This window comes from Streptomyces sp. NPDC090798 (assembly GCF_044768965.1).
Lineage (GTDB): Bacteria > Actinomycetota > Actinomycetes > Streptomycetales > Streptomycetaceae > Streptomyces.
On the sequence record NZ_JBIVXA010000010.1, the window covers coordinates 31,556 to 49,980 of the forward strand.

Below are 18,425 nucleotides of genomic sequence, written 5' to 3' on the forward strand. Positions count from 1 at the left end.
ACAAGTGTTTGGTAGGTTAGCGTGGAGGTATGAGCGACGTCGAGAGTCCGGCCTACGTCACCGGGCACGGGCTGCTGACCGGGCGTACCGCCGTCATCACCGCCGCCGCGGGCGCGGGCATCGGCAGCGCGACGGCGCGCAGGTTCCTGGAGGAGGGGGCGCGGGTGCTCATCGGTGACGCCCATGTCCGCCGCCTCAAGGAGAGCGAAGAGGCCCTCGCCGCGGAGTTCGGCGCGGCGAACGTCACCTCGCTGCCGTGCGACGTGACGGACGAGCAGCAGGTGGAAGCCCTGTTCGCGCTGGCGGGAGACCTCCACGACGGCCTGGACATCGTCATCAACAACGCGGGCCTCGGCGGCACTTGTGCCCTGGTCGACATGACCGACGAGCAGTGGTCGAGAGTGCTGGACGTGACACTGAACGGCACGTTCCGGTGCACCCGGGCCGCCCTGCGCCGTTTCAGGGACCAGGACGGCGGCGGAGTCGTCGTCAACAACGCCTCCGTCGTCGGCTGGCGCGCCCAGGCCGGTCAGGCGCACTACGCCGCGGCCAAGGCGGGCGTCATGGCGCTCACCCGGTGCGCGGCCGTCGAGGCCGCCGACTACGGGGTGCGCGTCAACGCGGTGTCACCGAGTCTCGCCATGCACCCGCACCTGGTGAAGGTGACCACGCCCGAGCTGCTGGAGGAACTGACGGGCCGCGAGGCCTTCGGCCGCTACGCCGAGCCCTGGGAGGTGGCCAACGTGATCGTGTTCCTGGCGTCCGGCTACTCCTCGTACATGACAGGCGAAGTCGTCTCCGTCAGCAGCCAACATGCGTAGGGCGCCGTCGGCCGGCACCCCTGGGACCACAATGGAACCGTGCCTACCAAGAAGAAGCCCCAGGTGACCGCCACTCCCGAGCGGCGCCGCGAACTCCTCGACACCGCCGCGGAGGTCTTCGCCGAGCAGGGCTACAACGCCACCACCGTACGCAAGATCGCGGACGAGGCCGGGATGCTCGCGGGCAGCCTCTACTACCACTTCGACTCCAAGGAATCGATGCTGGAGGAGATCCTGCGGACCTTCCTCGACGAGCTCTGGGAGGGCTACGACGCAGTCCTGGACGCCGAACTCGACCCGCGCCGGACGCTGGAGGCCCTGGTCACGGAGTCCTTCCGGGAGATCGACCGGCACCGTGCCGCCGTCGCCATCTACCAGAAGGAGTCGCGGCACCTCGCCGTCCAGCAGCGATTCGCCTTCCTCGCCGAGTCGCAGCGCAACTTCGAGAAGGCGTGGCTGAGCACGCTGGAGCGCGGCGTGGCCGCCGAGGTCTTCCGGGCCGACCTCGACATCCGGCTCACCTACCGCTTCGTGCGCGACACCGTGTGGGTCGCCGCGTCCTGGTACCGGCCCGGCGGACAGCACAGCCCCGAGGAGATCGCCCGGCAGTACCTGTCGATGGTGCTGGACGGCATCTCCGTACGCGCATAGCCCATGTCCGCGATAGCCCATGTCTGTGAGGGAGTTGTCATGGCCGAGGCCTACATCGTCGAAGCGGTCCGTACGCCCGTCGGGCGGCGCGGGGGAGGCCTGAGCGGTGTCCACCCGGCCGACCTCGGCGCGCATGTCCTCAAGGCGCTGGTCGAGCGCTCCGGAGTCGACCCGGCCGCCGTCGAGGACGTCGTCTTCGGCTGTCTGGACACCGTGGGGCCGCAGGCCGGGGACATCGCCCGCACCTGCTGGCTGGCGGCCGGGCTCCCCGAGGAGGTGCCGGGCGTCACCGTCGACCGGCAGTGCGGCTCCTCCCAGCAGGCCGTGCACTTCGCCGCCCAGGGCGTCCTGTCCGGCACCCAGGACCTAGTGGTCGCGGGCGGAGTCCAGAACATGAGCCAGATCCCCATCGCCTTCGCCTCTCGCCAGGCCGCCGAACCCCTCGGCCTCACCGAAGGCCCCTTCGCGGGCAGCGAGGGCTGGCGGGCGCGCTACGGCGACCGGCCCGTCAACCAGTTCGCCGGGGCCGAGATGATCGCCGCCAAGTGGGGCATCAGCCGCCGCGACCAGGAGGAGTTCGCCCTCCGCTCGCACCGGCGGGCGATCCGCGCCGTCGACGAGGGCCGTTTCGCCCGCGAGACCGTGGCCTACGGCGAGGTCACCGTCGACGAGGGCCCGCGCCGGGACACCTCACTGGAGAGGATGGCGGCCCTGAAGCCGGTCGTCGAGGGCGGCACCATCACCGCCGCCTGCTCCTCCCAGGTCTCCGACGGCGCCGCCGCGATGCTGCTCGCCTCCGAGCGGGCGGTACGGGAGCACGGGCTGACCCCGCGCGCCCGCGTCCACCACCTCTCCGTACGCGGCGAGGACCCCATCCGTATGCTGTCCGCGCCCATCCCGGCCACCGCGTACGCCCTGAAGAAATCCGGCATGTCCCTCGACGCCATCGACCTCGTCGAGATCAACGAGGCCTTCGCCCCGGTCGTCCTCGCCTGGCTCAAGGAGACCGGCGCCGACCCGCGGAAGGTCAACGTCAACGGCGGCGCCATCGCTCTGGGGCATCCGTTGGGGGCGACGGGCGTGAAACTGATGACGACGCTCCTGCACGAACTGGAGCGCACCGGCGGCCGGTTCGGCCTCCAGACGATGTGCGAGGGCGGCGGCCAGGCGAACGTGACGATCATCGAACGGCTCTGACGCGTAGGGCGGCGGGGAGGCGACGGTGGGCCTCCGCCCGCCCCGGTGCCAGGTAGCGTACGAACCTGGCAGCGTTGGCGCCCTCACCTGCGCGAACACTGGCGATTTTGGTCCGCACCGCTACACAGTGCCACCACGGGTTCCTGCTTCACAGGCCCTTGCCCCTCTCCTGCGAGAGCTGGTCTTACAAGGCCTCCACAAGCGTTACTTTCCGCCTGCCCGGCGGTAGGTCCGACGAGTTTGTTGTCGGACATTGCGACCTCGGTAATGGGGTCGTGCCCCGGCCCCACGGCTCGGCTATGGTCTGAGTCATCCGGGCATTGAAGCACCCACGACCGCCAGGGCGCCGAGGGTTTCCCGGGCTTCCGCCATCACCCGGTCGACCAGCTCCTCGCACGACGGCAGATCCTCGATCACCCCCGCGACCTGCCCCGAGGCCATCACCCCCAGGTCCGTACGCCCGTCCACCATCGACGACTTCAGGAGCATCGGCGTGTTCGCGGCGAGCAGCACCTGGCTCCAGGTCAGCTCCTTGCCGTGCTTCATGGCGAGACCGTCGCGGACCATCCGCGACCAGGAGAGCCCGGAGATCCTCCGGAACCCGGCGGCCCGACGGACGGCCTGGACGAAGGCCCTCGCACGGCCGGACCTCTCCAGGGAGCCGACGAAGTCCGTACGCAGCATGCGATGGGGCAGGCCGTCCACGGCCGTGGTGACCGTGATGTCGCCGACCGTCGCCGCCAGGTACTTCGCCTTCACCGCGGCCGGGACCGTCGAGTCCGAAGTGAGCAGGAAACGGGTGCCCATCGCGATCCCGGCCGCCCCGTACGCCAGCGCCGCGACCAGACCCCGCCCGTCGTGGAAACCGCCCGCCGCGACCACGGGGATGTCCACCGCGTCCACCACCTGCGGCAGCAGCACCGTCGTCGCGACCTCGCCGGTGTGGCCGCCGCCCTCGCCGCCCTGCACGATCACCGCGTCGGCACCCCAGGCTGCCACCTTCTCGGCGTGCCGGCGCGCCCCGACGGAGGGGACGACGACCACGCCCGCCTCCTTCAGCTCGGCGATCAGCTCGCGGGAGGGCGCGAGGGCGAAGGACGCCACCCGTACCCCCTCGTCGACGATGATCCGTACCCGCTCGCCCGCGTCCCCGGCGTCGGCGCGCAGATTCACGCCGAACGGCGCGTCCGTACGGGACTTCACCTCGCGTATGGCCTCTCTCAGGTGGTCGAGGGTCATCGTCGCGGAGGCCAGGATGCCCAGCGCCCCCGCGTTCGCCGTGGCGGAGACCAGGCGTGGTCCGGCCACCCACCCCATACCGGTCTGCACGACGGGGTGACGGACACCCACGAGGCGGGTGAGCGCGGTCTCCATCAGCTCCTGACCTCTCGGTCCCGGGCGCCGCCCGGATCGATGACTTCGCGGATCAGTCTCAGCTCCTCGGGCGTCGGTTCACGGGTGCGGGGCACCTCGTCGGGGACCGCCAGCCGAAAGCCCGTCGCCTCCCGCACCTGCTCCACGGTGACGCCCGGGTGCAGCGAGGCGAGGCGCATCGAGTGGTCGGGGGTGGCGAAGTCGAAGACGCCGAGGTCGCTGACCACGCGCGGCACGCGGTGGAAGCGGGTGGCGCTCGGGCCCGCGGCGGCGGCACGGTCGTACCCCACCCCGCACACCATGTCGACCCGCTCCACGAAGACGCGCCGCGAGTGCCTGGGGACCCAGTAACTGGTGGGGTTGTTCAGGGTGTTGACCGGCGCGCCGCGCACGCCGAGCAGCTGACGCGTGGGCCTGGACCAGTCGCCGATGCAGGAGATGTTCTGGTTGCCGAAGCGGTCGAGCTGGCTCGCGCCCATCATCACGTGCCGACGTCCGCCGGTGACCATGGTCAGGTGCTGCCGGTACGGCAGCCAGCCCTCCGGGGTGCCGTCGAGGCCGACGAGCATCGCCTCGCCGTCGGTCAGCAGCAGATCGGGGGAGAAGGTGCGCTTGGCGAGACGGGCGCCGATGGAGGGGACGGGGCCCATGGGGCTGGCAAGCACCTCGCCGTTGTCCCGCCAGGCCTCGGCGCAGGCGATCACGCAGTACTCGGCGCGGGTGACCACGGGTGCGGGGGCGCCAGAGGCGGGGGCGTCGGGGGCGGGAGTGGACGCGGGGCTCATCGCCGCTCCTTGTGCCAGGCCCGTACGGCGGACTGGTAGGCATGTTCGTCGCCGGCGAGGAAGCGCGCGGCGAACTCGGCGTACGGCGTGGTGGCGTACAGCTTCTGGAAGGGCTCGTCGCGTCCGTGGTCGGGGGCGCAGGACGTGAAGTGCGCGCCGTTCGGAGTCTCGACGACGCCCGTCACGCTCGACCGCCTGAGCAGCAGGGTCTGCGGGGCGGCCGCCTTGGTGAGCTCCGCCGTGTCGACCACGCGCTCGCACGAGACGTACGCGGCGTCGGCCGCCTCGCAGAACAGGTCGTCGAAGTACGGATCCGGGCCCAGATACTGACCGTTGCCCAGGCGGTCGGCGCGGTTCATGTGGACCAGGGCCGCGTCCAGGCGCAGGGCGGGCATGGCGACGAGCTCCTCCCGTACCCCCGAGGAGGCGTCGGCGTACGGTGAAGTGACCGTGCGCAGGCCGGGGTTGACCCGCATCACGTCCGAGCCGAGCCCGGCCCGGACGGGGAGGAAGGGCAGGCGGTTCGCGGCGGCGTGCAGCCCCCACATGAACATCGCCTCGTCGACCTCCGTCAGCTCGAACGCGCCGCGCTCGCGCGCCGCCCGGTAGTGCGGTTCGAGCGGGATCGAGTCGAGGGTGGTGAAGGCGGTGACGAGCCTCCGGATCCGGCCCGCGGCGGCGAGCAGGCCGACGTCCGGGCCGCCGTACGACACCACGGTGAGATCGGTGATCTTGGTGCGGAGCAGTGCTCTCACCAGGGCCATCGGCTTGCGGCGCGAGCCCCAGCCGCCGATGCCGAGAGTCATCCCGCTGTGGAGCCGGGAGACCACCTCGTCGGTGGTCATCGTCTTGTCGCTCACCTGTCGACCCCCTCCTTCCCGAAGGTGTCGCGGACACGGTCGGCGACCCCGCTGAGGTTCGCCTCGAAGGTGAAGCCCTGCTCGAATCGGTAGCTGCGGCGCACGTCCACGGGGTCGATGCCGTTGAGCGCGGCCTTCGCGAGCCGGATCAGCTCGCCGTCCTTGGCGGCGATCTCACGCGCCAGCTCCAGCGCGGCGCCCAGGAGTTCCCCGCGCGGCACGACCCGCCACACCGAGCCGTGCGCGAGCAGCTCGGCGGCGGTCGCCGTGCGTGAGGTGTAGTACAGCGCGCGCACCAGGTGGCCCGGGAGCAGACGGGCCAGATGCGTGGCCGCGCCGAGGGCGCCGCGGTCCAGCTCGGGCAGACCGAAGGTGGCGTCCTCGCTCGCCACGATCGCGTCCGCGTTCCCCACCAGCCCGATCCCGCCGCCCAGACAGAAGCCGTGCACCGCCGCGACGACGGGGACCTCGCACTCGTAGACCGCGGCGAAGGCCTCGAAACAGCCGCGGTTGGCCCCTATGAGCGCGCGATGGCCCCCGCTGTCCCTGGTCTCGCGCTGCATCTCCTTGATGTCCACGCCCGCGTTGAAACCGCGCCCCTCGGCCGTCAGCACGACGCACCGGACGCCGGGATCGCGGCCCGCCGCGCGCAGGGCGTCGGCCAGGTCGAACCAGCCGCGCACCGGCAGCGCGTTGACCGGCGGGAAGTCGACCGTGACGACGGAAATCCCCTTTTCCGGGGACGAGGTGGAGACACCCATGGACGCATCAGCTACCTTTCCACCTCAGGACCATTCCACCAAACGTTTGTTAGGCGCACTCTCGAAGCTAGCAGTGAACGCATCCGGGCGGGAGGCCCTGTGGACAACCTGGATCTCGGAGGCAGGACCGTCGTCGTCACGGGCGGCACCCGTGGGGTGGGGGCCGGGATCGCACGGGCGTTCGCCGAGGCGGGCGCGGACGTGGTGGTCTGTGCCCGCAGACCCCCCGACGTACCGCTGGAGGGCGCGGAGTTCGTGTCCGTGGACCTGCGCGACCCGGCGGCCGTGCACGCCTTCTTCGCCGCGCTGCCCCGGCTCGACGTGCTGGTGAACAACGCGGGCGGCGCGCCCTACCGTCCACTGACGGAGGCGGACGGCGAGCGCCACGCGCGCGTGATCGAGCTGAACCTCGTCGTGCCGCTGACCGCCTCGCTCGCCGCCTACGAGCACCTCAGACGGGCCCGGGGATCGATCGTGATGGTCGGCAGCGTGAGCGGGGCGCGGCCGTCGCCCGGGTCGGCGGCGTACGGGGCGGCCAAGGCGGGCCTTGAGAACCTGGCCCGTTCGATGGCCGTCGAGTGGGCTCCCGACGTCCGGGTCAACACCCTCGTCGTCGGCATGGTCCGCACCGAACTCTCCCATCTGCACTACGGCGGCGAGGACGGCATCGCCGCCGTCTCCCGCACCGTCCCGCTGGGCCGTCTCGCCGACCCGTCCGACATCGGCGGGGCAGCGGTCTTCCTCGCCTCGGACGCGGCGAGGTACATCAGCGGGGCCTCGCTGCTCGTCCACGGCGGCGGCGAGCGGCCCGCCTTCCTGGACGCGGCGACCGCCAACAAGGCCGGCACGTCCGACTCATTCGGCACGTCGGGCAAGGAGGACTGAGATGAGTGGACCGCTGCTGTGCGAGGGGCGGGTCGTGATCGTCACGGGCGCCGGGCGCGGACTCGGCCGCGCGCACGCGCTCGCGTATGCCGCCGAGGGGGCGCGGGTCGTCGTGAACGACCTCGGGGTGGGCCTCGACGGCACACCCGGCCCGGACAGCCCGGCCGCGCGGGTCGTGGCGGAGATCCGGGCGGCGGGCGGACAAGCGGTGGCGCACGGCGGTGACATCGCCACCACCGACGGCGCCGCCGACCTCGTACGCACCGCCCTGGAGACGTACGGACGTTTGGACACCCTCGTCAACAACGCGGGTTTTCTTCGCGACCGGATGCTCGTCAACCTCGACGAGGACGACTGGGACGCCGTGCTGCGCGTTCACCTCAGGGGCCACTTCCTGCCGCTGAGGCACGCGGCGGCGCACTGGCGGTCGCAGGCGAAGGAAGGCCGAACGCCCCGGGCGAGGGTCGTCAACACCAGCAGCGGGGCGGGCCTGCTGGGTTCGGTCGGACAGGGAAACTACAGCGCCGCCAAGGCCGGGATCATCGGGCTGACCCTGGTCGCCGCGGCCGAACTGGGCCGCTACGGCGTCCAGGTCAACGCGATCGCCCCCGCGGCCCGCACCCGGATGACCGAGCGCGCCTTCGCGGACACCATGGCGGCCCCCGACGCCGGCTCCTTCGACGCGATGGCCCCCGAGAACGTCTCCCCCCTCGTCGTCTGGCTCGGCGCGAGCGCGAGCACCGGAGTCACCGGCCGCGTCTTCGAGACCGAGGGCGGCCGCATCACCGTCATGGAGGGCTGGCGCCCGGGCCCCACCGCGGACAAGGGCGCCCGCTGGACCCCGTCCGAAGCCGGCGACACGGCCCTGAAGCTGTTGGCGGAGGCGGAGGTTCCAGGGGCGGTGTTCGGGGCGGGGTAAGGGAGCGTCCCGCCCTGAGGACACGTCGTTCAAGGGCCGGACGGCTACGGGCCTGCGGAGTCCAGCCGCGCCAGCGCGCTCGTCGCCCGGTCGCGGACCACGGGGTCGGCCGCGCGCGTGAGGGTGTGCAGGATCGGCAGGCCCTGGGGGTTGCCCAGGCGGCCCAGTACGTCCGCGCCGAAGGCCTGGCGGAGAGGGTCGGGGACGGCGCACCACTGGACCGCCGCCCGGAACGTCTCCTCGTCGCCGCGCAGGCCGAGTGCCGTCGCCGCCTCGGTCCAGTCGTCGTTGTCGGGGTCGGCGGGGCGCAGCGCGCGGGCGGCCAGTTCGGCGGCGGGCGCGGCGATGCCGAGGGCGGATTCGAGGAGGGTCGCTATCGCGGCGTGGCCCGTCTGCTGGTCGTTGCTCGCGACCGGATCCCCGGCCGGGCCGAGGAGTTGGACCTCCACGGTGATGCCGCCGTCCTCCGGGTAGCGGTGGGTGACGGAGGGGTGGCCCGGGCCCCAGGTCTCTTCCAGGCCCGCGCGCACTTCGGTCTCCACATCGACGGCGAGCCGGCGGTGGGCCTCGGCGAGCGCTGCCGAGCGCGCCCGCGCTCCGCGCCGCAGGAGGGCGCGCACACAGCCGGGCGAGCCACGGCGGGCGGCCGCGACGAGCGGGGGCTCACCGGTCGGGCCCGGGCGGTCGGGGTCGGCGCCCGCCGCGAGGAGTTCCGTCACCACCGCGACCCGCCCCAGCCGCACCGCCCACGTCAGCGCCGTGAACCCGAACTCCTCCACCGTGTCCGGCGCGGCCCCGGCCGCCAGCAGGGCGCGTACGACCTCCGTGTGCCCACCGCACGCCGCCCCGCACAGCGGCGCGTCCGCGCCCTGGCTGAGCCGGTCGGGCGCGGCCCCGGTCGCCAGCAGCAGTCGTACGACGCCGGGCCGGTCGCTCACCGCCGCGAGATACAGCGCCGTCCGGCCGTCCTCGTCCACCGCGTCCGGGCTCACACCGGAGCGCAGCAGCCGTACCACCGCGTCCTCGTCGCCCTCGTGCACGGCCGTGAAGAGGTGTGCCGCGGGGTCGTTCGTGCTCATCCTTCGACCCTCGCTCGCCAAGGACGCGAGAGGCAAAGCCTTTTGGGGTGTTGTGTCTCACCCTATGTGTCGCACTCCAGCACCGTCCTGCACAGTGCGCAGCGCGCCCGTACCCGGCCCCGGACCGGTACCCGGATCCGCTGGTGGCAGGTCGGGCAGGGGAAGGAGACGCGCAGGGGGCCGCGGCTGTCGGGGCTGAACGCGTAGGGGACGCCGGGGTGCGGGCCCGGGGTGTGCTGGTCCTGGGCGTGCCGTCGGTCCTTCGCGTAGCGGCGGCGGCCCGCCCAGCCGGCCGCGGTCAGCGGGGGCTGCTGCGCGTCACGGCGGGCCTGTGCCATGCCCCGCGTGTACGCCGTGTACGCCTGCGGGCTGGTGAACCAGATCGAGGGGTCCTCGCCGAAGACCAGGGCGCGTTTGGCGAGGACGTAGCCGAACTCCTCCGGGGTGAGGTAGCCGAGTTTCTGCGAGGAGGCCGAGTCCTCCCGGTAGGCGTCGAGAAGCAGCCAGCCCGCCCCGAGGTAGGTCGCCGCGGTGTCCGTGAGGATCTCGTTGTCACGTGTGCCGGGGAAGTAGAGGTCGAGTCGGTGCAGATAGACGTGCATCACCTCGTGGGCGAGAGCGGCGCCGATGTCCTGGCGGTGGGAGCGGAAGCGGTCGTTCAGTTCGACGAAGTACTCGGGGCCCGCCGTGAGTTCGACGTTGGCCGCCTGGGTCATCTCGCGGAAGCCGATGATCAGCCGGGCGTCCGGGAGGTGGTAGTGGCGCACCATCTCGCGGGCCACGCGCTGCGCGCCCAGATGCAGGTCGTCGATGTCGCTGAAGGCCACGTCGGCGGGGGCCACGCTGGTCGCGAAGGTGTGGATGGTGTCGTACGAGAGCCGCTTGTAGAGCGCGGTGATCGATGCCCGCACCGTCTCCAGATGCGGGAAGCCGTGCTCGACGGGTCCGCCGTTCGCCACGTCCGTACCCCCTGAAGACGCCGGGCCTCCTGCACTCCACTCTAAGCGCGGTTCCGGTGGGCAGCGGGGTGCGGCTGGCCGAAATGCGGTCCTTGTCGGAGCGCTCTGGTGTCTAAATAATTCGCAAAGGCTTGGCGGGTGCATGTCACTCGATAGGTGCGACGACTGTCGTGTCGTGCGGCCTCGGTGTGACCCCGTCGGGCTTCCAACCCCCCACGAGAGGAAGCACGTTGAAGTCTCCGAAGAAGTTCACGGGCATCAAGAGAGTCCTCGCCCTCGGTGCCGTCACCCTCGCCACCGTCTCGCTCCAGCCCGTCTCCGCGCAGGCCGCGCCCACGCCCGTCGTCGGTGGCACCCGCGCGGCGCAGGGAGAGTTCCCGTTCATGGTCCGGCTCTCCATGGGCTGCGGCGGTGCGCTCTACACCCAGCAGATCGTCCTCACTGCCGCGCACTGTGTGAACGGCTCCGGCAACAACACCTCCATCACCGCCACCGCAGGCGTCGTCGACCTGCAGAGCAGCAGCGCGATCAAGGTCAAGTCGACCAAGGTGCTCCAGGCGCCCGGCTACAACGGCAAGGGCAAGGACTGGGCGCTGATCAAACTCGCCTCGCCCGTCAACCAGCCCACGCTGAAGATCGCCACCACCACCGCGTACAACAACGGCAACTTCACCATCGCCGGATGGGGCGCCGCGCGCGAGGGCGGCGCCCAACAGCGCTACCTCCTCAAGGCCACCGTCCCCTTCGTCAGCGACGCCACCTGTCAGCAGGCGTACGGCAGCGATCTCGTGCCCGGTGACGAGATCTGCGCCGGGTTCGTACAGCAGGGTGGGGTCGACACGTGCCAGGGCGACTCCGGCGGCCCGATGTTCCGCAAGGACGACTCGGGGGCGTACATCCAGGTCGGGATCGTCAGTTGGGGACAGGGCTGTGCGGAGCCGGGGTATCCCGGGGTGTACTCCGAGGTCTCGACCTTCGCCGCCGACATAGCCAGAGCAGCGTCCACCCTGTAGGACCTGCGCCCCCACGATCCCGGGTGTGTACTTCGGCCGCGGGCGGGTGGGGGAGGGGAGAGCGCGCAGTTCCCCGCGCCGCCGAAGGGGCGCTGCGCGCGCCCTTCAGCCCGTCCGGCGTTTGAGGACGAGGCCGTTCAGGCCGATGCGGGGGTCCAGGGGGCGCAGCGCCCCTGGCGGGGCTGGGGCGCAGCCCCAGGAGGATGGGACGGGTAGGGGCGGCGGGGGCGAGAGAAGGGGGTTGCTTCCGCCCGCCGCTCAGCCGACCGTCACCGGCCCGCCGCAGGCGACACCGCGTCCGGTGCGCCGAGGACCGGCGCCCTCGGCGACGCCTCCTGGAGCTCCAGGATCCACACCTCGTTGGCACCCTCACGCAGCACCGGCCCGGGAACGTACAACGACCGCTGCGGCCCCACCGACCAGTACCGCCCGAGACCGAACCCGTTGACCCACACGAACCCCCGCGTCCAGCCCGGAAGTTCGAGGAAGGCGTCCCCGGCGCCACGCACCTCCACGGTCCCCCGGTACAGCCCGCGACCGCCCTCCGCCGGCAACCCCCCGAACGGCACCCGCCCCACACCCCCACCGTCGAACGCGTCGAGACGCAGCCCCCGCGCCCGCACCCCGTGCAGATACTGCCGCTCGTGCAACATCCCCCCGGTGATGCCCTTCGGCTCACCCGAACGCGGACCATAGTTGACCCTCCCCAGGGACTCCACCCACGCCTCCACGCGCGCGTGCCCCGCGACAGGCTCCTTGAGCACCGGATCGTCCTCAGTGAGCACCCCGGCCGCCGCGCCGTCGACGTACACCACCGCCAGGTCCCGCAGCCCGCGCAGCCGGAGGGGGTACGGCTGCCGCGGGCCGGGGACGGTCACCTCGTACTTCACCAGCCCCCGGTCGACGTCCAGTTCCTCGAAGGTGGGCGGGACGGGGTACTCGGCGTCCCGGCCGCCCAGTGTCTCCAGTACGGCGTCCAGCGCGGCCCACTCCCGAAGGTCCACGGCCGCGCCCGCACCGAGCGGCGCGGGCGCGGCCGGCAGCTCCGGCAGCGGCCCCTCGGCGTACGCGGCCAGGATCTCCCTGAAGCGCCAGAACTTCTCGGTGGGGCGCCCCAGTTCGTCGATGGGCGCGTCGTAGTCGTAGGAGGTGACGTCCGGCTCCAAGGGGCCCTCGTGCAACGCGCCCCCGCCCCGGTTCGCCCCCGCCCAGCCCGCGAAGCTGGTACCCCCGTGCGCCATGTACAGGTTGACCGAAGCCCCGCACTCCAGGATCTCGCGCAACGCCTGCGCCGCGTCCCCCGCATCCCGTACGACGTGCTCGCCGCCCCAGTGGTCGAACCAGCCGCACCAGAACTCCATGCACATCAGCGGCCCCTCGGACCGGTGCCGGCGCAGCACCTCGAAGGCCGCGCGTGCGCGGGAGCCGAAGTTGACGGTCGCGAGGACACCGGGGATCGAACCGCCGCCCAGCATGTGGTCCTCGGGACCGTCCGAGGTGACCAGCGGGACGCTCACGCCCTTGGCCCGCAGCACGTCCACCAGGCGCCGCAGATACACCTGGTCGGAGCCGTAGCTTCCGTACTCGTTCTCCACCTGCACCATCAGCACCGGACCGCCGCGGTCGATCTGCCGCGGCACGATCTCGTGCAGCACCTGGTGGAACCAGTGCTCCACGTGCCCCACGTACTCCTCGTCCCTGGTGCGGAGCTTCCCCGTCAGCCAGTGCGGCAGCCCCCCGTTCTCCCACTCCGCGCAGATGTACGGGCCGGGGCGCACGATCGCCCACAGGCCCGCCTCCCGTACGGCCTCCAGGAACCGGCCCAGCGCCTGGACGTCCCGGTACTCGCCCGGGCGCGGCTCGTGCAGATTCCACGGGACGTACGTCTCCACACAGTTGAGCCCCATCGCCCGCAGCATCCTCAGCCGATGCCCCCACTGCTCCTCGTGCACCCGGAAGTAGTGCAACGCGCCCGACAGCAGCCGCACCGGGCGCCCGTCCAGCAGAAAATCCGTGTCCCCCACCGTGAACTCGCTCATGCGCTCACCCTCACCTCTGGCGGCGGCCGCGTCCATGGACAAAGATCAGCTCTGGTTGGACCAAAGAGTGACGCCGGCACGAGGGCGCGGAGGAGGGGAGGCGCGCGGATGCACCACACCTGGATGCGCTATTTCTCCCCCGCTCCCGTCCACCACCGGCTCGGCCTCGCCTGCCTCGGCGTGGGCCTGCAGCACGGCGAACTGCCCACCGTCGGGCCCCGCACCCTCGACCACCACGTGGCCGTCGTCGTCAGCGCGGGCGGCGGCTGGTTCCGGGGCCCCGACGGACACCACCACACCGTCACCGCGCCCGCCCTGCTCTGGCTCACCCCCGGCGTACCCCACCACTACGGGCCCGACCCCAGCTGGGACGAGTGCTTCGTCGACTTCACCGGGCCCGCCACCGCCACGTACACCGAACTCGGCTACATCGAACCCGACCGCCCCGTCGTGCCGCTCTCCGACGCCACCGGCGCCCGCGCCACCGTCGGCCGCATCGCCCGCGCCGCCCGCCGCGGCAACCCCCTCCTCGAAGTCGAGACCGGCGCCACCGTCCACGAACTCCTCGTCGCACTGCGCCGCGCCCGCGCCGACCTCGCTCCCGACGGCGACCCCGTCCTGCACGCCCTCGCCCGTGACGCGTTCCAGCCACTGTCCGTCGCCGAGCACGCGGCCCGGCACGGCATGACCCCCGCCGAACTGCGCGCCGCCGTCCGCCGCGGCGCCGGCCGCAGCCCCAAGGACTACCTCCTCGGCATCCGCCTGGGCCGCGCCAAGGAACTCCTCGCCGCCACCGAACTCCCCGTCGCCGCCGTCGCCCGACGCGTCGGCTATGACGACCCCGCCTACTTCTCCCGCCTGTTCACCCGCCGTGTCGGCATGGCCCCCGTCCGCTTCCGCGAACAACAGGGCCGCACCCTCCCCGGCGGCTGGAGCGACCGCATACCCGACCCCGACGATCCGCCCATGATCGAGCCCCGGCACGCCACGTAAAGTTGCTCCTCATGACCACCAGCAACACCAGCAACGGCAACGACGGAACGGGCGGCGAGGTCGACCCCGCCGTGCGCGCGGAACTCGCCCGGCTGCGCGACAGCATCGACAACATCGACGCCGCCGTCGTCCACATGCTCGCCGAACGCTTCAAATGCACCCAACAGGTCGGCCATCTCAAGGCCGCCCACCAGCTGCCGCCCGCCGACCCGTCCCGCGAGGCCCACCAGATCGCCCGGCTGCGCCGCCTCGCCGAGAGCGCCAAGCTGGATCCGGCCTTCGCGGAAAAGTTGCTGAATTTCATCATTGCCGAGGTCATCCGCCACCACGAGAGCATCGCGGACGGCGCCGGGCGCGGCGCGTCGGCCACGGGGGAGTGACACCGGGCGCCCCCAGCGTGCATCCTGCGTGAGCACTCCCTGTCAGGTGTCAGGCCAATGGCACATGCCGGCCGACTGTCCGTACGGGCTCCAGGGCACCCGCCACCCGTGGCACCCGCCCCCGCCCGTACCGGCCCGGCATGTGGCCGATCGAGGGGACGTCGGGCCATGCCGTCGGATGCCAAGATCCTCGTCGTCGACGACCACGAGGACACGCTGTACGCGCTCGAAAGCGCCCTCGCCCCGCTGGGCCACCTCGTGACCCGCGCGACCAGCGGCGACGACGCCCTCAAGGAAGTGCTGCGCGGCCAGGTCGGACTGCTCCTCCTCGACGTGCGCATGCCCGGCGTCGGCGGCCTCGACGTCGTGCGGTACATGCGCCGCGTGGAACAGACCCAGCACATCCCCGTCATCCTGCTCACCGGCTTCGGACCGGACACCGAACTGTCCGCCACCGCGTTCGCCCTCGGCGTCGCCGACCTCGTCATGAAACCCGTCGACCCCTGGACCCTGCGCACCAAGGTCCGCTACCTGTACGACACCCACCAGCGCCGCCGGGCCCTGGAGGCGGAGGTGCGCGAGTTACGCGCCCGGACCAAGGAACGCCCCACACCGCCCGCGCCGGGCCGCCCCCACACCGACACCCGCGTCCCCCCGCAACGCGACGGCCACGCCGACGCACGGGAAGCACGGGAGGCACGGGGCGCACGGGACGCGTGGGGCGCACGAGAGGCACGGGAGCAGGACCGCACCGCCTGAATACGCCGATCCCGCCGCGCCCATGCCGGATAAACGCCGTATACCGGGCCACCCCTGTGTCCTGTCCGAGCCATCAGGCAGCATGTCCCCCATGTCCGTACTGACGCGCGACGAAGCGCAGACCCGTGCCCAGCTCCTCGACGTCCACCACTACGGGATCGCACTCGACGTGACCCGCGGGGACGAGACCTTCGACTCCCTGACCGTCATCCGGTTCACCGCCCGCGCCGACGCGGACACCTTCGTCGAGCTGAAGCCCGCCGAGCTGCGCTCCGCCACCCTCGACGGACAGCCCCTCGACCCCGAGACCCTCGACGAGAACCGGCTGCCCCTCAAGGGCCTCACCGCGGGCGAGCACGAACTGCGCGTCGACGCACGGATGCGCTACTCCCGCACCGGCGAGGGCATGCACCGCTTCACCGACCCCACCGACGGCGAGACCTACCTCTACACCCAGCTGTTCATGGAGGACGTCCAGCGCGTCTTCGCCGCCTTCGACCAGCCCGACCTGAAGGCCGTCTTCGAACTCTCGGTGACCGCCCCCGACAGCTGGACCGTCCTCGCCAACGGCGTCACCGAACACCTGGGGGAGGGCCGCTGGCAGGTCGCCCCCACCCCGCTGATCTCCACCTACCTCGTCGCCGTCGCCGCCGGCCCCTGGCACTCCGTCCGCACCGAGCACCGCGGCCTGCCCTTCGGCCTCCACTGCCGCCGCTCGCTCGCCCCCTACCTCGACGCCGACGCCGACGAGATCCTCGAAATCACCCGCGCCTGCTTCGACCGCTACCACGAGAAGTTCGACGAGCCCTACCCCTTCGACTCCTACGACCAGGCGTTCGTCCCCGAATTCAACGCCGGCGCCATGGAGAACCCCGGCCTCGTCACCTTCCGCGACGAGTACGTCTACCGCTCCGCCGTCACCGACAACGAACGCCAGACCCGCGCCATGGTCATCGCCCACGAAATGGCCCACATGTGGTTCGGCGACCTCGTCACCCTGCGCTGGTGGGACGACATCTGGCTGAACGAGTCCTTCGCCGAGTACATGGGCTACCAGACCCTCACCGAAGCCACCCGCTTCACCGACACCTGGACCGACTTCGGCGTCACCCGCAAACCCTGGGGCTACGACGCCGACCAGCGCCCCTCCACCCACCCCGTCGCCCCCGACCCGGACGCCGTCCCCGACACCGCGTCCGCCATGCTCAACTTCGACGGCATCTCCTACGCCAAGGGCGCCTCCGCCCTGCGCCAACTCGTCACCTGGCTCGGCGAGAAGGACTTCCTGGCCGGCATCAACACCCACTTCGCCCGCCACAAGTTCGCCAACGCCACCCTCGCCGACTTCATCGACAACCTCGCCTCCGCCACCGAACGCGACGTCCACGCCTGGGCCGACTCCTGGCTGCGCACCACCGGCGTCGACACCCTCACCCCCACCCTCACCGCCGGGCCCGACGGCACCCACACCCTCACCGTCGAACACCACGGCAGCCGCCCGCACCGCATCGCCGTCGGCCTCTACGACAACGACCTCGGCGGCGAAGGCCGCCTCACCCTGCGCGACCGCCTCGAAGCCGACATTCCGGGAACCGAGCCGACCGTGATCGGCAAGCGCCCCGCCCTGCTCCTCCTCAACGACGGCGACCTCTCCTACGCCAAGGTCCGCTTCGACCCCGAGTCCTTCCAGGCCGTGCGCACCACCCTCGCCGGACTGCCCGAACCCCTCACCCGCGCGGTCGTCTGGAACGCCCTGCGCGACGCCGTCCGCGACGGCGAACTGCCCGCCATGGCCTACATCGACGCCGCCCGCGCCCACCTCCCGCACGAGAGCGACCTCGCCCTCGTCCAGGGCGTCCTGTCGTTCGCCGCCGCCCAGGTCGCCGACCGCTACCTCCCCGCCGAGGATCGCCCCACCGCCCTCGCCACCCTCACCGACCTCTGCCGCGACCTCATCCGCCGCACCGAGGACGGCTCCCACCCCGGCCTGCGCCTCACCGCCGTACGCCACTACATCGACGTCGCCGCCCACCCCGACACCATCAGCGCCTGGTTCTCCGAAGGCACCGTCCCCGGCGGACCCGAACTCGACCCCGAACTGCGCTGGCGCATCCTCGGCCGGCTCGCCGTCCTCGGCACCATCGACGACGCCGTCATCGAGGCCGAACTCGTCCAGGACCCCAGCGCCACCGGCCAGGAAGGCGCCGCCCGCTGCCGCGCCGCGCTGCCCGACCCCGAGGCCAAGCGCCGCGCCTGGGAGGAGATGTTCACCTCCGACCACCTCTCCAACTACCTCTTCATCGCCACCGCCCAGGGCTTCTGGCAGCCCGAACAGACCCACCTCGTCCGGGAGTACGTCGAGCGCTACTGGACCGACGCCGTCGCCGTCGCCGCGCGTCGCGGCCCCGCCATCGCCGATGCCGCCGGGCGCTACGCGTTCCCCGTCCACGCCGTCACCCCCGAAACCCTCGCCCTCGGCGAAGCGTGCCTTCGCGACGCCGACCTCATCCCCGCCCTCCGCCGCAAAATCGTCGACCAACTCGACGACCTGGCACGAGCGTTGAAGGTACGAACCGCATAACCACGGCCTTCGCTGCGGGCGGGTGGGGGTTGTTCGCGCGGTTCCCCGCGCCCCTGAGGCGGGGGCTGCGCCCCGCGTCCCCGCCCACCCGGGTCGTTCGGCTGTGGGCGGGTGGGGGTTGTTCGCGCGGTTCCCCGCGCCCTGAGGCGGGGGCTGCGCCCCGCATTTCCCGGCTGCCCGGATTGTTTGGCTGCGGGCCGGTGGGGGTTGAGCGCGCAGTTCCCCGCGCCCCTGAGGCCGGGGCTTCGCCCCGCGTCCCGCGCTGGGCGCGCAGTTCCCCGCGTCCCTCAAGGGCGCTGGCGCGCGTCTTTCAGCCTGTCCGGCGTTTGAGGACGAGGCCGTTCAGGCCGATGGGGGGTCTGGGGGCGG

General features: G+C 72.0%; 17 protein-coding genes. 10 read left to right on the plus strand and 7 right to left on the minus strand.

All coding sequences use genetic code 11. From position 1 onward, the window contains the following. The first annotated feature begins 29 nt into the window (after positions 1-29). Genes ACIQTP_RS22280 through ACIQTP_RS22290 form a run of 3 tightly spaced genes read left to right on the plus strand, consistent with a single transcriptional unit; the run spans position 30 to position 2,669 of the window. On the plus strand, positions 30-821 hold the full coding sequence (locus tag ACIQTP_RS22280) for an SDR family oxidoreductase (RefSeq protein ID WP_403402075.1): 792 nt from the start codon (positions 30-32) through the stop codon (positions 819-821). A 39-nt stretch (positions 822-860) separates the two neighbouring features. Further along, complete coding sequence (locus ACIQTP_RS22285; protein WP_403402078.1) at positions 861-1,472, plus strand: TetR/AcrR family transcriptional regulator; 612 nt, start codon at positions 861-863, stop codon at positions 1,470-1,472. A 39-nt stretch (positions 1,473-1,511) separates the two neighbouring features. Beyond that, positions 1,512-2,669, plus strand: a complete 1,158-nt coding sequence (locus ACIQTP_RS22290) for an acetyl-CoA C-acetyltransferase (protein ID WP_403402080.1) — start codon at positions 1,512-1,514, stop codon at positions 2,667-2,669. Between the two features lie 309 nt (positions 2,670-2,978). Here ACIQTP_RS22290 and ACIQTP_RS22295 read toward each other — a convergent pair whose 3' ends face one another. The 4 genes from ACIQTP_RS22295 to ACIQTP_RS22310 are packed head-to-tail and all read right to left on the minus strand — an operon-like array spanning position 2,979 to position 6,449. Next, a complete protein-coding gene (locus tag ACIQTP_RS22295; RefSeq protein ID WP_403402083.1) occupies positions 2,979-4,043 on the minus strand; it encodes an NAD(P)H-dependent flavin oxidoreductase in 1,065 nt (354 codons plus the stop codon). Continuing rightward, positions 4,043-4,828 carry a CoA-transferase subunit beta gene (locus ACIQTP_RS22300; RefSeq protein WP_403402086.1) on the minus strand — a complete coding sequence of 262 codons (786 nt, stop codon included), beginning with the start codon at positions 4,826-4,828 and terminating at the stop codon, positions 4,043-4,045. The genes ACIQTP_RS22295 and ACIQTP_RS22300 overlap by 1 nt, the downstream gene beginning before the upstream one ends. Further along, entirely contained in the window at positions 4,825-5,688 is an 864-nt protein-coding gene (locus ACIQTP_RS22305) for a CoA transferase subunit A (RefSeq protein WP_403402089.1), read from the minus strand. The genes ACIQTP_RS22300 and ACIQTP_RS22305 overlap by 4 nt, the downstream gene beginning before the upstream one ends. Further along, positions 5,685-6,449 carry an enoyl-CoA hydratase family protein gene (locus ACIQTP_RS22310; protein WP_403402092.1) on the minus strand — a complete coding sequence of 255 codons (765 nt, stop codon included), beginning with the start codon at positions 6,447-6,449 and terminating at the stop codon, positions 5,685-5,687. The genes ACIQTP_RS22305 and ACIQTP_RS22310 overlap by 4 nt, the downstream gene beginning before the upstream one ends. Positions 6,450-6,557: 108 nt before the next feature. Here ACIQTP_RS22310 and ACIQTP_RS22315 point away from each other — a divergent pair, with 108 nt between their 5' ends. Next, entirely contained in the window at positions 6,558-7,334 is a 777-nt protein-coding gene (locus ACIQTP_RS22315; RefSeq protein WP_403402731.1) for an SDR family oxidoreductase, read from the plus strand. Between the two features lies 1 nt (position 7,335). After that, positions 7,336-8,253: an SDR family oxidoreductase gene (locus tag ACIQTP_RS22320; RefSeq protein ID WP_403402095.1), complete on the plus strand. Its 918-nt coding sequence runs from the start codon at positions 7,336-7,338 to the stop codon at positions 8,251-8,253. Positions 8,254-8,297: 44 nt separating this feature from the next. On the opposite strand, the gene ACIQTP_RS22325 is transcribed toward ACIQTP_RS22320, so the two are convergent. Together ACIQTP_RS22325 and ACIQTP_RS22330 are read right to left on the minus strand one after the other, a co-directional pair. After that, the gene (locus ACIQTP_RS22325; protein ID WP_403402097.1) at positions 8,298-9,332 is read right to left on the minus strand and encodes an ankyrin repeat domain-containing protein; all 1,035 of its coding nucleotides are present in this window, start codon (positions 9,330-9,332) and stop codon (positions 8,298-8,300) included. A gap of 62 nt (positions 9,333-9,394) precedes the next feature. Further along, the gene (locus ACIQTP_RS22330; protein WP_403402100.1) at positions 9,395-10,291 is read right to left on the minus strand and encodes a hypothetical protein; all 897 of its coding nucleotides are present in this window, start codon (positions 10,289-10,291) and stop codon (positions 9,395-9,397) included. A 230-nt stretch (positions 10,292-10,521) separates the two neighbouring features. On the opposite strand from ACIQTP_RS22330, the gene ACIQTP_RS22335 reads away from it, so the two are divergent. Further along, positions 10,522-11,304 (plus strand): S1 family peptidase, encoded by a 783-nt coding sequence (locus ACIQTP_RS22335; protein ID WP_403402103.1) that lies wholly within the window; start codon positions 10,522-10,524, stop codon positions 11,302-11,304. Positions 11,305-11,573: 269 nt separating this feature from the next. Here ACIQTP_RS22335 and ACIQTP_RS22340 read toward each other — a convergent pair whose 3' ends face one another. Then, positions 11,574-13,343: a beta-galactosidase family protein gene (locus ACIQTP_RS22340; RefSeq protein WP_403402106.1), complete on the minus strand. Its 1,770-nt coding sequence runs from the start codon at positions 13,341-13,343 to the stop codon at positions 11,574-11,576. Positions 13,344-13,451: 108 nt separating this feature from the next. On the opposite strand from ACIQTP_RS22340, the gene ACIQTP_RS22345 reads away from it, so the two are divergent. From ACIQTP_RS22345 to pepN, 4 genes are all read left to right on the plus strand, one after another. After that, positions 13,452-14,336 (plus strand): AraC family transcriptional regulator, encoded by an 885-nt coding sequence (locus ACIQTP_RS22345; protein ID WP_403402109.1) that lies wholly within the window; start codon positions 13,452-13,454, stop codon positions 14,334-14,336. Positions 14,337-14,347: 11 nt separating this feature from the next. Continuing rightward, on the plus strand, positions 14,348-14,716 hold the full coding sequence (locus tag ACIQTP_RS22350; protein WP_402043512.1) for a chorismate mutase: 369 nt from the start codon (positions 14,348-14,350) through the stop codon (positions 14,714-14,716). A gap of 168 nt (positions 14,717-14,884) precedes the next feature. Further along, positions 14,885-15,475 carry a two-component system response regulator gene (locus tag ACIQTP_RS22355; protein WP_403402112.1) on the plus strand — a complete coding sequence of 197 codons (591 nt, stop codon included), beginning with the start codon at positions 14,885-14,887 and terminating at the stop codon, positions 15,473-15,475. Between the two features lie 91 nt (positions 15,476-15,566). Next, positions 15,567-18,056: an aminopeptidase N gene (gene pepN / locus ACIQTP_RS22360; protein ID WP_403402115.1), complete on the plus strand. Its 2,490-nt coding sequence runs from the start codon at positions 15,567-15,569 to the stop codon at positions 18,054-18,056. The last annotated feature ends 369 nt before the right edge of the window (positions 18,057-18,425 follow it).